Consider the following 248-nt stretch of genomic DNA (forward strand, 5'->3'; position numbering starts at 1 on the left):
GTTAAACCCGTATAACGTTAATGACTTACATTTCGTTTTATTTGTTGGATAGCAACAGTGACCCAAAAACTTGATCAAATGACTGCAACAACTTTATCTTTAACACCAACAAACACGATTACAGCAAATATCACTGCAATTCCAAGTGCTTTTGAACAAGCCGATATACAAGCAACACTCACAAAAACAGCACTAAAAGCAAATCAGCTTACACATATTCCCGACTTGGCTAAAATCCCAAGCTCGAC

Annotated in this window: 1 protein-coding gene; it reads left to right on the plus strand. The window is 37.1% G+C overall.

Annotated features, from left to right (window positions below; genetic code table 11):
* Positions 1-57 precede the first annotated feature (57 nt).
* On the plus strand, positions 58-248 hold a 191-nt coding region (locus AC2Q9J_RS18340), incomplete at its 3' end, for a hypothetical protein (protein ID WP_499042155.1).

Source organism: Planococcus sp. RAB007_Raresut (assembly GCF_057369535.1).